The sequence below is a fragment of the Chitinophaga sp. genome (genome assembly GCF_036569125.1).
Classification (GTDB): Bacteria; Bacteroidota; Bacteroidia; order Chitinophagales; family Chitinophagaceae; genus Chitinophaga.
The window spans coordinates 1-14153 of record NZ_DATCRF010000506.1 but is presented as its reverse complement, the minus strand read 5'-3'; the positions used below and the strand labels follow the sequence as shown (position 1 = coordinate 14153).

General features: G+C 48.5%; 11 protein-coding genes. 7 read left to right on the top strand and 4 right to left on the bottom strand.

Annotated elements, in window-relative coordinates:
* Positions 1-191: 191 nt before the first annotated feature.
* The 3 genes from VIM87_RS19120 to VIM87_RS19110 all read right to left on the bottom strand — a co-directional run bounded on the left by VIM87_RS19120 (position 192) and on the right by VIM87_RS19110 (position 3856).
* Complete coding sequence (locus tag VIM87_RS19120; RefSeq protein WP_331998546.1) at positions 192-1244, bottom strand: sugar phosphate isomerase/epimerase; 1053 nt, start codon at positions 1242-1244, stop codon at positions 192-194.
* Positions 1245-1397: 153 nt separating this feature from the next.
* On the bottom strand, positions 1398-2564 hold the full coding sequence (locus tag VIM87_RS19115; protein WP_331998545.1) for a Gfo/Idh/MocA family oxidoreductase: 1167 nt from the start codon (positions 2562-2564) through the stop codon (positions 1398-1400).
* A 17-nt stretch (positions 2565-2581) separates the two neighbouring features.
* Positions 2582-3856, bottom strand: a complete 1275-nt coding sequence (locus VIM87_RS19110; RefSeq protein ID WP_331998544.1) for an MFS transporter — start codon at positions 3854-3856, stop codon at positions 2582-2584.
* 366 nt (positions 3857-4222) lie between these two features.
* On the opposite strand from VIM87_RS19110, the gene secA reads away from it, so the two are divergent.
* The 5 genes from secA to VIM87_RS19085 all read left to right on the top strand — a co-directional run bounded on the left by secA (position 4223) and on the right by VIM87_RS19085 (position 10441).
* The gene (secA, locus tag VIM87_RS19105; protein ID WP_331998543.1) at positions 4223-7552 is read left to right on the top strand and encodes a preprotein translocase subunit SecA; all 3330 of its coding nucleotides are present in this window, start codon (positions 4223-4225) and stop codon (positions 7550-7552) included.
* Positions 7553-7650: 98 nt separating this feature from the next.
* Complete coding sequence (locus tag VIM87_RS19100; RefSeq protein ID WP_331998542.1) at positions 7651-8031, top strand: four helix bundle protein; 381 nt, start codon at positions 7651-7653, stop codon at positions 8029-8031.
* A 19-nt stretch (positions 8032-8050) separates the two neighbouring features.
* Positions 8051-8713 carry a deoxyribose-phosphate aldolase gene (gene deoC, locus VIM87_RS19095; protein WP_331998541.1) on the top strand — a complete coding sequence of 221 codons (663 nt, stop codon included), beginning with the start codon at positions 8051-8053 and terminating at the stop codon, positions 8711-8713.
* A 122-nt stretch (positions 8714-8835) separates the two neighbouring features.
* Positions 8836-9276 (top strand): SPOR domain-containing protein, encoded by a 441-nt coding sequence (locus VIM87_RS19090; protein WP_331998540.1) that lies wholly within the window; start codon positions 8836-8838, stop codon positions 9274-9276.
* Positions 9260-10441, top strand: a complete 1182-nt coding sequence (locus tag VIM87_RS19085) for a M20 family metallopeptidase (protein WP_331998539.1) — start codon at positions 9260-9262, stop codon at positions 10439-10441. Before VIM87_RS19090 ends, VIM87_RS19085 begins: the two co-directional genes overlap by 17 nt.
* 140 nt (positions 10442-10581) lie before the next feature.
* Here the strand turns inward: VIM87_RS19085 and glyA are convergent, their stop codons facing one another.
* Positions 10582-11859, bottom strand: coding sequence for a serine hydroxymethyltransferase (gene glyA, locus VIM87_RS19080; protein WP_331998538.1), 1278 nt, complete (start codon positions 11857-11859; stop codon positions 10582-10584).
* A 296-nt stretch (positions 11860-12155) separates the two neighbouring features.
* On the opposite strand from glyA, the gene VIM87_RS19075 reads away from it, so the two are divergent.
* Together VIM87_RS19075 and VIM87_RS19070 are read left to right on the top strand one after the other, a co-directional pair.
* Complete coding sequence (locus VIM87_RS19075) at positions 12156-13148, top strand: sugar phosphate nucleotidyltransferase (RefSeq protein ID WP_331998537.1); 993 nt, start codon at positions 12156-12158, stop codon at positions 13146-13148.
* A gap of 331 nt (positions 13149-13479) precedes the next feature.
* On the top strand, positions 13480-14153 hold a 674-nt coding region (locus VIM87_RS19070), incomplete at its 3' end, for a nitronate monooxygenase (RefSeq protein WP_331998536.1).

Genomic DNA, 14153 nt, shown 5'->3' with positions numbered 1-14153 from the left:
CCACCGCCGCAGGCTGCAAAGAATAAGGCACTCAGTACAAACGGCGCCAAAAATCGCTTTCTCATGTTTGATTCTCGAAGTTTAGTTGTTAAATGTTGATCGTTATACATAGCTATTAGCACTTAGCTGTTCGCTGTTAGTGATTATGTTTTGTTTTTAGCTAAAAGCTAATGGCTAAAAGCTACGGATTACTATAGTCCCAATATTTTCCTGTTGAGCGCTTCATTAGGGCCGGTGCCGGCAAAATCATCAAAGGCTTTTTCCGTTACTCTTATGATATGATCTTTGATGAAAGGCGCGCCTTCGCGTGCGCCGTCTTCCGGATGTTTTATACAACATTCCCATTCCATTACTGCCCAGCCGTCAAAGCCATATTGCGTTAATTTACTGAAAACCGCTTTAAAATCCACCTGTCCATCGCCCAGGGAGCGGAATCTGCCGGGGCGGTCTATCCAGCCCTGGTAACCGCCGTACACGCCGGAACGGCCGGTTGGGTTGAACTCCGCATCTTTTACATGGAACATGCGGATGCGCTCGTGATAGATGTCAATATACTCCAGATAATCCAAACATTGTAATACAAAATGGCTGGGGTCGTACAGAAGGCAGGCACGGCTGTGGTTACCAGTGGCTTCCAGGAAGCGCTCGTAGGAAATACCGTCGTGCAGGTCCTCGCCGGGATGGATCTCATAACACAGGTCCACACCGTTGGCATCAAACTCATTGAGGATGGGCAGCCAGCGCTTAGCCAGCTCCTTAAACCCGGTTTCTACCAGGCCCGAAGGGCGCTGGGGCCAGGGATATACGGTTTGCCATAAGAGCGCGCCGCTAAAGGAGGCATGTGCTTTTAAGCCCAGGTTCTGGCTGGCTTTAGCTGCATACTTCAATTGCTGCACCGCCCACTCCGTACGTGCGGCAGCGTTACCATGGTATTGCGCGGGTGCAAACCCATCAAACAATTCATTATACGCGGGATGCACGGCTACCAGCTGGCCCTGTAAGTGCGTGCTCAGCTCTGTGATTTCCAGGCCGGCAGCGTTTACAATTCCTTTAATTTCATCTGCATAGGTTTTGCTTTCCGCAGCCTTTTGCAGATCAATAAAGCTGCTTACCCAGGTAGGGATCTGCACCCCTTTAAAACCCAGGCCGGCGGCCCATTCACAAATATTTTTCAGGTTATTGAAAGGCGCGGCATCTCCTGCAAACTGCGCCAGGAATATACCTGGTCCTTTGATTGTTTTCATACTGTGATCTGTTTCCGTTGTGAGGAATGTAAAATACCATCTGTAAAATGCCAAATGTAAAAGGTAAAGGCGGAAAGCCAACGTTGGCATAAAGCGTGCGTACGCTCACCTGCTTTTACATTTTACATTCCGCATTTTACATTTATGATCTTATTATAGCTCGAACGTAGTCCACTTTTGCTCGCTCTGTGATGACCGCACTACATTATCAATGAACGCCATGCCGCGCACGCCATCCTCTACACTGGGGAAATCCAGCGCTTCAGGCGATGGCTGTGTGCCATCCAGCTTAGCCGTGAGGGTTAGGGCAAAGTTGCGGTACAGATTACCGAATGCTTCCAGGTAACCTTCGGGATGGCCGCCGGGGGTGCGGGTATTGTGTACGGCATAGCTGCTCTGGTAGCCACCGTAGTTGCCACCGGCGCGGTAGATCTGTGTGGGCTGATCCAGCCATTTCACCAGCAGTGTATTGGGCTCATGCTGCGCCCATTCCAGACCGCCTTTTTCGCCGTATACCCTTATACGTAGTGCATTTTCTTCACCGGCTGCTACCTGTGATGCCTGTAATACGCCGGCTGCGCCGTTATCAAAACGCAGCAGTACACCGCCATCATCATCCAGGGCGCGGCCCGGTACCAGTATGTTTAAGTCGGCGCACAGTTTTTCAATTTTAGCGCCTGTGATATATTCTGCCAGGTTGGCGGCATGGGTACCAATATCGCCCATACAGCCGCTTTTGCCGGAGCGTTTGGGATCTGTTCTCCAGGCTGCCTGCGCATTGCCTTCCCTTTCCGACATTTTGCTTAACCATCCCTGCGGATACTCTACCCACACTTTACGGATCTTGCCGAACACGCCTTCCTTCACCATCTGGCGGGCCTGTTTTACCAGGGGGTAGCCGGTGTAGGTATGGGTAAGCAGCAGGGTTAAACCGGTTTGCTCTACCTTGGCTTTCAGCTGTTTGGCTTCATCCAGGGTAAAGGTGATGGGTTTTTCAATTACTACGTTAAAGCCTTTATCCAGGGCCATCATGGCGGGTTCAAAGTGGGCAAAGTTGGGTGTAACAATGGTTACAAAATCCAGGCGGTCGTCCGCAGGGCGGGCGGCCTCTTTTTCCAGCATCACTTTAAAATCCGTATAGGTACGTTCGGGGTCCAGGAATAACATTTTTCCTGAGTCCACGGCTATTTCCGGGTTTACGCTCAGCGCGCCGGCTTTCAGTTCGATCAGGCCGTCCATGTTGGCGGCAATACGGTGGATTGCTCCGATGAAGGCATCCTTACCGCCTCCGATCATTCCCATTCTTAGCTTACGGTTCATATAATTTTAATTACGCTTTAAACAGTTTGTAATTGTTGTTTTTTTCTGCCTTTCATGTAGAAGAATAGCCCGGTAAAGGCTACTATCAGGATTATAGGGATGACTAAGGTTACTTTCAGTATCTCAGGGCCGGCCACTGCCTGCGCCTGTACAAAAGAAGCTGCTTCGGTAGTGCCGGCAGCTGCGGAGCGGTATGCATCCAACGACGCGCCTGCGGGTAACTGGGAGGCAATGATCTTATCATAAAAACCGCCCATAAACAACATATATAATGATACGGCAAACATGCCGGCGCCGCCCATCAGGTTCATACCCAGCGCGCCGGATTCCGGAATATTCTCAGATACAAATCCCAGCATAGTAGGCCAGAAATAGGTAACACCCATACCAAAAATAAATGCGCCTACAAAGATCATATTACCGCTTACAGTGGCCAGCATATACAGGCCCAGGGCAGATAATATAGCGGAGATGAGCAATACCCTGGTAGGCGATAAGCGGTGCACCACCGGCTCTGCCAGGCCGCGGCCCAGTGTTTGCACACCCGCGGTTAATGCCAGTATAAGAATGGCGTTTTCCGTTACATTCTTCAGCAATACCTCAATCCACTGACCGGTGAACAGCTCTGTAATGGCGGTACCGAACATGAGGATGAACATTACTATAAATAAAGGAGTTACCACGGCTCCGTACATTTCTTTGGTAGAGATGCCGGAAGCTACCCTTTCTGTTACCGGGAAGCTGAGCTGCATAAACAGGTAACCATATAACAGGGTAGGTATGATCATGGTAGCTACCTGTACCTGCCAGCTTAAGCCAATGCGGTTAAACAGGAACACCAGCAGCGTGCCTATTACAATACCACCGGGAAACCAGAGGTGAAAGTGATTGAGCTTAGTGGTTTTGTTGGTTGGGAAAATAGTGGCTACCAATGGGTTACAGGCCGCTTCCACCGTACCATTGGCCATGCCTATGAACAGGGTGGAAATAAATAAAGACCAGAAGCCGCTGGCAAACACGGTGAGCAATATGCCCAGCAGGTGTAATACAAAGGCTGCCAGCAGCAACCGTTTCATGCCAATAACATCTACAATGAAACCACCAACTACCACGGCCAGGGGAAAGCCCCAGAAAGCGGTGCTTGTAATGATACTGAGCTCCTTTACATTCAGGTGAAATTCTACTCCTAATCTGCCGAGAATACCGGCACGGATACCAAAAGAAAGTGACGTTACCAACAGGGCAAGGCAACTGGCCACAAATAGTTTATTTGACTGTATCCCTTTTTCCATATTACGTGTGAATTTTAGATTTAGTTTTATACGTGTTATTACCGGGTATGGACCTTAAAACGTTTAAATTTATAAAAACTTATTGCATATTTTCCACTCCCGCCCCTGATTATTTTGTTTTTATTGATAGATGGATGCCTGCATTTGTGGGTTGCTGTAAAAAAAGCCCCGGCGCTAAAAATGACAATTCCCGCCGGCTTAAATGATCACTTTATCAGTACCAGTTAATTAATACTCCCCTATCAGTAAATAATTCATAATTTTACAGTCCTTGTAAAAAACAGGTGTATTGCTGACACCTTGTCACCTGTATTTTCCAAGCATGTTATTTGTGTTGACCATTATTGCATTCAATAATTTATACTCATGTTAGGTTTTTTGACAAAAATTTTTGGCGGACATAAGTCTGAACGAGATGTTAAGGCTTTAACGCCGCGTGTGAAACAGATCAATGAGGCGTATGAAAAACTGCAATCCCTTCCTTTGGATGAGCTTCGTAATAAAACCCAGGTTTTCCGCCAACGGATCAAAGAACACCTGGCCAATATAGATGATGCTATTGCTGCCAAACAGGAAGCCGCAGAACACGAAGCCGATGTTTCTACCAAAGACAATATTTACCAGGAAATAGATAAGCTGAAAAAAGACCGCGACAAACAGATAGAAGTAGTGCTGGATGAGCTGTTACCGGAAGCTTTTGCCGTGGTAAAGGAAACCGCCCGCCGCTTTTCCCAGAACACCACCCTTACTGCTACCGCTACTGAGCTGGACCGCCAGCTGGCAGTTACCAAAAAATACCTGACCATTGAAGGTGACAAAGTGACGTGGAAGAACACCTGGCCTGCTGCCGGCAGTGATGTAACCTGGAATATGGTGCATTACGATGTACAGCTGGTAGGTGGTATGGTGCTGCACCAGGGTAAAATTTCCGAAATGGCCACGGGTGAAGGTAAAACCCTGGTATCTACCCTGCCGGCTTACCTGAATGCGCTGGCCGGTGAAGGGGTGCACATTGTAACGGTGAATGATTACCTGGCCCGCCGTGACTCCGAATGGAACGGCCCTATCTTTGAATTTTTAGGTATTACGGTTGATTGTATAGATAAGCACCAGCCCAACAGCGCGGAACGCCGCAACGCCTACCACGCTGATATTACCTATGGTACCAATAACGAATTTGGTTTTGACTACCTGCGTGATAACATGGTGCACAGCCCTGAGGAAATGGTGCAACGCAAACACCATTATGCCATGGTGGATGAGGTGGATAGTGTGCTGGTGGATGATGCCCGTACCCCATTGATCATTTCCGGCCCCATACCGCGTGGCGAAGAGCAGGAGTTCCATATACTGAAACCCCGCATTCAGCGCCTGGTAGAAGCCCAGAAAAAAGTAACCACCCAGTTCCTGAACGAAGCCAAGAAACTAATAGCAGAAGGTAAGGACGATCCCAAAACAGGCGGTTTAGCGCTGATGCGCGCCTGGCGCGGACTGCCCAAGAACAGCGCTTTAATTAAATACCTGAGCGAACCCGGTAACAAAGTGCTGCTGCAGAAAGCAGAGAACTATTACCTGGCCGACCAGCAGCGTGAAATGCCGAAGGTGGACGAGGAGCTGTACTTCCATATAGATGAAAAGAACAACAGCGTAGATCTAACGGATAAAGGCATTCACCTGATCACCCAGGCCGGCGAAGATGCCAACTTCTTCATAATGCCGGATGTGGGTACAGAGATCGCTGAAATAGAAAAGCTGGATATTACCGCTGAAGAAAAGCTGCAACGTAAAGATGTATTGCTGCAGGAGTTTGCACAGAAATCTGACCGCATACACTCCGTACAGCAGCTGCTGAAAGCATATACGCTGTTTGATAATGATGTGGAATACGTGGTAATGGATGGTAAGGTAAAGATCGTGGATGAGCAAACCGGCCGTATACTGGAAGGCCGCCGCTACTCCGACGGTTTGCACCAGGCCATTGAAGCCAAGGAAAACGTGAAAGTGGAAGCTGCCACCCAAACCTTTGCTACCATTACTTTACAGAACTACTTCCGTATGTATCACAAGCTGGCCGGTATGACCGGTACAGCAGTTACAGAAGCCGGTGAGCTGTGGGAAATATACAAGCTGGATGTGGTAACCATTCCCACCAACCTGCCTATTACCCGTATTGATGCGGAAGACCTGGTATACAAAACCAAACGCGATAAATACCGCGCCGTAATAGACGAGATCAAGACCTTACAGGGTAAAGGCCGTCCGGTGCTGGTAGGTACTACCTCCGTAGAAGTATCCGAGCTGCTGAGCAAAATGCTCACCTTTGAAAAAATACCACACAGCGTACTGAACGCCAAACAGCACGCCCGTGAAGCCCAGATAGTGGCTGAAGCAGGGTTGGCAGGCGCCGTAACTATTGCCACCAACATGGCCGGCCGTGGTACGGATATTAAGCTGGGCCCCGGTGTTAAGGAAGCCGGTGGTTTGGCCATTATAGGTACGGAAAGGCATGAAAGCCGCCGTGTGGACCGCCAGCTGCGTGGCCGTGCCGGCCGCCAGGGCGATCCCGGTAGTTCCCAATTCTTTGTATCCCTGGAAGATGACCTGATGCGCATGTTCGGCTCCGACCGTATTGCCGGCCTTATGGACCGCATGGGTTATAAAGAAGGCGAAGTGATACAGCACAGCATGATCACCCGCTCCATTGAACGCGCGCAGAAGAAAGTAGAAGAAAACAACTTCGGCATCCGTAAGCGCTTGCTGGAGTATGATGATGTGATGAACAAGCAGCGCACCGTGATCTACTCCAAACGTAACCACGCCCTGTTTGGCGAGCGCCTGGCAATTGACATTGACAACTCTTTCTACGATGTGGCGGAAAGCATTATCACCACACACAAGGAAAGCGGCGACCATGAAGCCTTTACGCTGGATGTGATCATGAACTTTTCTATAGACACCGACATTACGGCGGAAGATCTGCAGAAAACAGATATTGCACTGTTAACAACTAAATTATACCACCAGGCTAAGGAAAACTATGAGCGTAAAACCGCTGAAATAGCTGCCAAAACCCTGCCGGTGATCACCCAGATCCATAAGGACCAGGGCCACCAGATAGAGAACATTTCCATTCCCTTCACCGATGGTAAAAAAGGCATTAACGTGCTGGCTAACCTGCAAAAGGTGATCGATACCCAGGGACAGGAAACGCTGAGCGCACTGGAACGCAGCATTACCCTGGCGCTGATAGATGATGCATGGAAAGAGCACCTGCGTGCTATGGACGATCTGAAACAATCTGTACAGGGTGCGGTGTATGAACAAAAAGATCCGTTACTGATCTATAAGTTTGAAGCGTTTAACCTGTTCAAACAAATGGATGGGGAAACCAGCCGCGAGATCGTATCGTTCCTGTGCAAATGCGGGATCCCGGTACGGGAAGACCGGCAACAGGAGCAGCAGATCCGTGAAGGCCGCGAGCAGAAAACAGATATGAGCCGTATGCGCGCCTCTCACCAGGAGTTTGAAGGTAACGGACAAGGCGCTGCTACTGCCACAGCAGAACAGGAATATGCAACCAATGCAGAACCTGTGCGCCAGGAGCCGGTTCGTATAGGCCCCAAGGTTGGGCGTAACGATCCCTGCCCCTGCGGAAGCGGCAAGAAGTACAAACAGTGCCACGGAAAAGACCTGTAGGTAATTACGAATTATTCAATTACGAATTACGAATTAATGCGGAGAATGCGCTAGATTCGTAATTCGTAATTTTTTTTGTAATTAATCCATTGTATCCCATGAAAACTAATATAGTTCTTGATAAAAGCTATTCCTTTAGTTTGAGGATCATAAAACTTTACAAATATCTGAAGAAGCAAAAAGAATATGCTCTGGCCTTGCAGGTCTTACGTTGCGGCACATCAATTGGGGCAAATACGGAAGAGGCCATTGGCGCTTCTTCTAAAAAAGATTTTAAAGCTAAACTGGATATTGCTTACCGGGAAGCAAGGGAAACCAAATACTGGTTACGTCTTTTAAAGGATTCAGATATAATAGAATGTAAACTGGCTACCACTTTTATCACTGATTGCGAAGAATTGCTAAAAATAATTGGTGCGATTCAATATACATTCAAGCAAAGACACTTCCCCCTCGCTCTCCCAATTCGTAATTCGTAATTGAATAATTCGTAATTAAATGCTGCTAAACCGATACATTGATCACACTATCCTAAAGCCTACTACCACTACAGCGGATATCAAAACCCTGTGCATGGAAGCGGTGGAATATGATTTTGCAGCCGTATGTGTACCGCCGCCCTTTGTGAAAATAGCAAAGACCTTTACCGGTAATACAGGTGTAAAAGTGGCTACGGTGATCGGGTTTCCGTTCGGGTATTCGGCCATAGAGGCCAAGGTAGCGGAAACGGTACTGGCTATTGTGGACGAGGCCGATGAGCTGGATGTAGTGGCCAACCTGATTGCCATCCGCAACCAGGACTGGGCTTACCTGGAAAAGGAAATTGCCACCCTGCTGCCCATTGTGCGCAGCAAAGGGAAAGTGATCAAGGTGATCATTGAAAGTGGCATATTATTGGAAGATGAGATTATACAGTGCTGTGCGCTGTACACCAAATACGCAGTGGATTTTGTAAAAACCTCCACCGGGTATGCGGAAAAAGGCGCCAGTGTAGCAGCTGTACAGCTGATGCGGCAACATTTGCCGGCTAATATCCAGATAAAAGCTTCCGGAGGTATTCGTACCTTTGCCTTTGCCCAGGAGCTGATAGCTGCGGGCGCTACCCGGTTAGGATGCAGTGCCAGCGTTGCTATTATGAAGGAAAGCCAGGGAAAAGTGTAGATGTGCAGATATGCAAATGTGCAAATTCGGATGCCCGAATGTGGGAATGAATGTCGGATAGATGGATGGGGATGAATGACGGCCCGCCGTATTAATTATTAATTCTTCATTATTAACTATATATGAAATATCTGATTACAGCAGCTTTAGTATTGATGGGTGGCATAGCCGCTGCGCAGGACAGTAGCTTTGCAACGGCCAGCGGTGGTAATGTAAAAGTGATCAAAGACAGCCGTATTGATATGCTGATCAAAAAACAGATCTACATCAATACACTGGCTATCCGCAACCAGCCGGGTTTCCGTGTGCAGGTGATCACCACCAACCGCCGGAACGATGCCAGCGACGCCAAAGCCCGCGTGATGCATGCTTACCCTGATTACCGTACCTACCTTGACTTTCAGGCGCCTTATTTTAAAGTGCGTGTGGGTGATTTTAAAACCCGGGAGGAAGCCACTGAGCTGCGCGACAAGCTCTCTGACCTGTTTCCCAGTGTATTTGTAGTACCTGCCCTCATCAACGTATCTCCGGATAAAGAATTGTCGAATGAAGAACCGAATTAAGTCATTAGCCAGGGAATTTGCACCAGCGTTCATAGATATCAGACATCATATTCATTCCCATCCTGAACTTTCTTTCCAGGAATATGCCACCTCACAGTTCATTCAGCAAAAGCTGGATGAATTTGGCGTTCGTTACCAGGCCAATGTAGCCGGTACCGGTATAGTAGCGCTGGTAGAAGGGAAGAACCCCTCCAAACGCACAGTGGCCATCCGTGCCGATATTGATGCCTTACCTATCATAGAGGCCAATAATGTTCCCTATAAGTCAAAGAATGAAGGCGTAATGCATGCCTGCGGGCATGATGTGCACACCACCTGTGTGCTGGGCGCTACCAGAATATTACAGCAGGTTAAGGAAGAATTTGAAGGCACCGTGAAAGTGCTGTTCCAGCCCGGTGAAGAAAAACATCCCGGCGGGGCCAGCCTCATGATCAAGGACGGCGCGCTGGAATACCCGCGCCCGCAAGCCATTTTAGGACTGCACGTACTACCCAATATGGAAACCGGTTTGCTGGGTTTCCGGAGTGGCAAGTACATGGCCAGCGCCGATGAGATCTACATCACCATTAAAGGTAAAGGCGGGCATGCCGCAGCGCCGCACCTTACGGTGGATACTATTCTAGTAGCATCCCACCTGGTGGTAAGCCTGCAGCAGATCGTAAGCCGGAATAATGATCCCTTCTCCCCTTCCGTATTATCTATCTGTGCATTCAATGGCGGGCATACCACCAACGTAATTCCCAGTGAAGTTAAGCTGATGGGCACTTTCCGTGCTATGGATGAAACCTGGCGTTTTAAAGCGCATGAGCTTATTAAGAAGCAGGCCACTGAGCTGGCGCATGCTATGGGTGCGGATATTGACATTGATATCTTAGTAGGCTACCCTACTTTATATAATAACGAGGAAGTAACTGCCCAGGCACGTTCCCTGGCAGAAGCCTATATGGGTAAGGAGCAGGTGGTAGATACGGAAGTGCGCATGGGTGCAGAAGATTTTGCTTTTTACTCCCAGATAGTACCGGCCTGTTTTTTCAGGCTGGGTACCGGCAATAAGGCCAGGGGCATCACTTCCGGCGTACATACACCTACTTTTGATATTGATGAAAATGCCATTGAGATAGGTATGGGCGCCATGGCGTACCTGGCGGCTACACTGGCGGTGTAATGTTAATGTGCAGATGTGCAAATATGCAGATGTGCAGATGAATAATGCAATGATTTATATAAGCAAAAAGCGAATGTCAATGACATTCGCTTTTTGTATTTTATTTGCACATCTGCATATTTGCACATCTGCACATTATTTTACAGCTCCGGGTACAAGGGGAACTGGCCCATAAAGCCGTTCACTTCCTTGCGGATCTTGATGATCAGCGCCTCGTTATCAGCATCCAGCAGCAGCTCATCCATCCACTGTACTACCTGCTGCATATGCTCTTCCTTCATGCCACGGGTGGTAATGGCCGGCACGCCTACGCGGATACCGGAGGTTACAAAAGCAGATTTATCGTCAAAAGGCACCATGTTCTTGTTCACGGTAATATCTGCCTTTACAAGTGTTTGCTCTGCCTTTTTACCGGAAATATTCTTGTTGCGCAGATCGATCAGCAGCAGGTGGTTATCCGTACCACCGGAAATGATCTGGTAGCCTTTATCCACAAATGCTTTGGCCATGGCCTGGGCATTTTTCAGGATCTGGCGGGCATATGCATCGTATTCATCTGTCAGGATCTCGAAGAAGGACACTGCTTTGGCAGCGATCACATGCTCCAGCGGGCCGCCCTGGATGCCGGGGAATACCGCGGTATCCAGCAGAGAGCTCATCATGCGGATCTCACCTTTGGGTGTTTTCAGGCCAAAGGGGTTTTCAAAATCCTTACCCAGCAATATCATACCGCCACGGGGACCGCGCAATGTTTTATGGGTAGTAGTGGTTACAAAGTGGCAATGCTCAAAAGGAGAGTTCAGCAATCCTTTGGCAATAAGGCCTGCAGGGTGGGCAATATCTGCCATTACAAAAGCGCCTACCTGGTCGGCAATAGCGCGGATGCGTTTGTAATCCCAATCGCGGCTGTAAGCGCTGGCGCCGCAAACGATCAGCTTCGGCTTTTCTTTCAGCGCTATTTCCTCCATTTTATCATATTCTACCAGGCCGGTTTCTTTGTTAACGCCGTAAAAGAACGGCTGGTACAGCTTTCCGGAGTAGTTCACGGAAGAACCGTGGGTCAGGTGGCCGCCCATGCTCAGGTCAAGCCCCAGGATTTTATCGCCGGGCTGCAGAACGGCCAGCATCACAGCGGCATTGGCCTGTGCGCCGGAGTGCGGCTGCACGTTGGCATATTCTGCGCCAAAGATCTGCTTAGCCCTGTCAATAGCCAGCTGCTCGCTCTGGTCCACTATCTCACAACCACCATAATATCTACGTCCGGGATACCCTTCTGCATATTTATTGGTTAATACCGTACCCATGGCCTGTATTACCTGCAGGCTGGTAAAGTTTTCAGAAGCTATCAGTTCAATGCCGTGGCGCTGACGTTCCAGTTCCTGGCCGATGATATTGAATATCTGGTTGTCTCTTTGCATGGAGCTTAAAAATTTGCTGCAAAAATAGGTTAAAGGGGAATGAAATGCAATTGTAAATGGTCCATGGACCATAGTCCACGGTCCATTGCCTGGTGCGCGGAGGAAATTGTACTTGGTTAGGTAGCAGTAGTGATACCGTGAGAACCTAATCACAGGTAGTATGCTATGGACTATGGGCCATCGACCATGGACTTAAAAAAAATTACTATCTTCACGCCCCTGGGGCCATATCCGGCCAGAGAGTAAGCGCTGGAACAACAAACAGCAGCACCGATTTTCTAAACCTAACGCTAAGAATGAAGGCCATAATACCAGTAGCAGGTGCCGGCACCAAGCTACGTCCGCATACATATACACAACCCAAAGCGCTGATACCACTAGCCGGGAGAACCATCCTGAGTATTATAATAGATCAGCTGGTGGAAGCAGGCATACAGGAATTTGTGTTTGTAGTAGGTTACCTGGGAGAGAAGATCCAGCATTACGTACAGCAGAAATACCCGGGCCTCACCTGCCATTTTGTACAACAGAACAGCCGCGAAGGTACCGGCCACGCCATTTTACTGACCCGCGACCTGGTGAAGAATGATGAGATCCTGATCGTATTGGGCGATACCATCTGTGAAGGGGATTACAGTGAGCTGATCAACTCACCCGTATCTATGCTGGGATTGAAAAAAGTAGATGACCCGCGCAACTTCGGGGTAGCGGAGGTAAATGAGGATGGACATATTGCCCGCGTGGTGGAAAAACCGCAGATCCCCAAATCAAACCTGGCTTTGGTGGGCCTGTACAAGATCAAGGAAACGGCGCAGCTGTATGAGTGTCTGCAAAACAATATTGACCAGAAAATAAAATCGCACGATGAATTCCAGCTTACCGATGCGCTGGAATGTATGATACAGCATAACGTGCAGTTCAAACCTTTTAAAGTAAGCAACTGGTTTGACTGCGGCCGTAAGGAAACCCTGCTGGAAACCAATGCCATCCTGCTTAAAAAATACAAGCTGTCCAACAACCCGGTGCTGCCTTATGAGGGCACTATTATTATACCGCCGGTAAGTATTGGCGAAGGCTGTAATATCAAACACTCCATCATTGGGCCCAATGTAGCTATAGGGGATAATACCGTGATCAGCTATTCCATTGTAAAAGATTCTATTATCGGCTCTTTCACCAACCTGTATGAGGTGGTGTTAAAATCGTCCCTGATCGGCAGCGATGCCAATATCCGCGGGCTAAGCCAGAGTTTGAACATTGGGGATAATACGGAAATAGACCTGGGATAGTTTTAATTACGAATTATTTAATTACGAATTACGAATTGGGAAAGTGTTCGTATGTGTGGGATTGCTATGCAGGTAAAAGATCAATTATGCTGTTAATATAAAAACTTAATTACTTTACATAAGATGCAGCTGATCAATGGCAGGTAATAAGTATTTATAATGGCGCCTTTTTTTACATATAGCGGCAGCATTACGCATTCTGCGTTAAGCGTTAAGCGTTAAGCATTCAGCCTTCCGCTGCATTCATTCGTAATTATTCATATCATAATTACTTTCAATGGCATTCATGCACCGTTTTGCGGTGTCGTAATTAAATAATTCGTAATTGAACATGGCTAACCGCATTGTACAACTCTTCAACATAAAATACCCCATCATCCAGGCCGGCATGGTATGGGCCAGTGGCTGGCGTTTAGCCAGTGCGGTTAGTAATGCAGGCGGCCTGGGGTTAATTGGCGCCGGCAGCATGTATCCCGATGTGCTGCAGGAGCATATCCGCAAATGCAAGCAAGCTACCCAACAGCCTTTTGGTGTAAATGTGCCCCTGCTATACCCCGACATTGAGCAGCTAATGCAGATCATTATCCGCGAAGGGGTGAAGATCGTATTCACCAGCGCCGGCAATCCCAAAACCTGGACTCCCCTGCTTAAAGAGGCCGGCATTACTGTAGTACACGTAGTATCCAGCTCCGTATTTGCCTTAAAAAGCCAAACCGCCGGTGTGGATGCTGTGGTGGCAGAAGGTTTTGAAGCAGGCGGGCATAACGGGCGGGAAGAAACTACCACCATGGTGCTGATACCCGCCGTATGCGAACAAGTGCAGATCCCTGTGATAGCTGCGGGTGGCATTGGCTCGGGAAAGGCCATGGCAGCAGCTTTTGCGCTGGGCGCCGAAGGGGTGCAGGTGGGCAGCCGTTTTGTGGCTACGCCGGAAGCCTCGTCCCACGCAGATTTTAAAGCAGCAGTGCTGCAGGCCAAAGAAGGAGATACTGCCTTGTCGCTAAA

Excerpts from the sequence above, each read along its gene's own strand:
- glyA (WP_331998538.1), bottom strand. The coding sequence starts at position 11,859 with ATGCAAAGAGACAACCAGATATTCAATATCATCGGCCAGGAACTGGAA.
- deoC (WP_331998541.1), top strand. The coding sequence starts at position 8,051 with ATGCTGCTAAACCGATACATTGATCACACTATCCTAAAGCCTACTACC.
- VIM87_RS19090 (WP_331998540.1), top strand. The coding sequence starts at position 8,836 with ATGAAATATCTGATTACAGCAGCTTTAGTATTGATGGGTGGCATAGCC.
- VIM87_RS19075 (WP_331998537.1), top strand. The coding sequence starts at position 12,156 with ATGAAGGCCATAATACCAGTAGCAGGTGCCGGCACCAAGCTACGTCCG.
- VIM87_RS19120 (WP_331998546.1), bottom strand. The coding sequence starts at position 1,244 with ATGAAAACAATCAAAGGACCAGGTATATTCCTGGCGCAGTTTGCAGGA.
- VIM87_RS19085 (WP_331998539.1), top strand. The coding sequence starts at position 9,260 with ATGAAGAACCGAATTAAGTCATTAGCCAGGGAATTTGCACCAGCGTTC.
- VIM87_RS19115 (WP_331998545.1), bottom strand. The coding sequence starts at position 2,564 with ATGAACCGTAAGCTAAGAATGGGAATGATCGGAGGCGGTAAGGATGCC.
- VIM87_RS19100 (WP_331998542.1), top strand. The coding sequence starts at position 7,651 with ATGAAAACTAATATAGTTCTTGATAAAAGCTATTCCTTTAGTTTGAGG.
- VIM87_RS19110 (WP_331998544.1), bottom strand. The coding sequence starts at position 3,856 with ATGGAAAAAGGGATACAGTCAAATAAACTATTTGTGGCCAGTTGCCTT.
- secA (WP_331998543.1), top strand. The coding sequence starts at position 4,223 with ATGTTAGGTTTTTTGACAAAAATTTTTGGCGGACATAAGTCTGAACGA.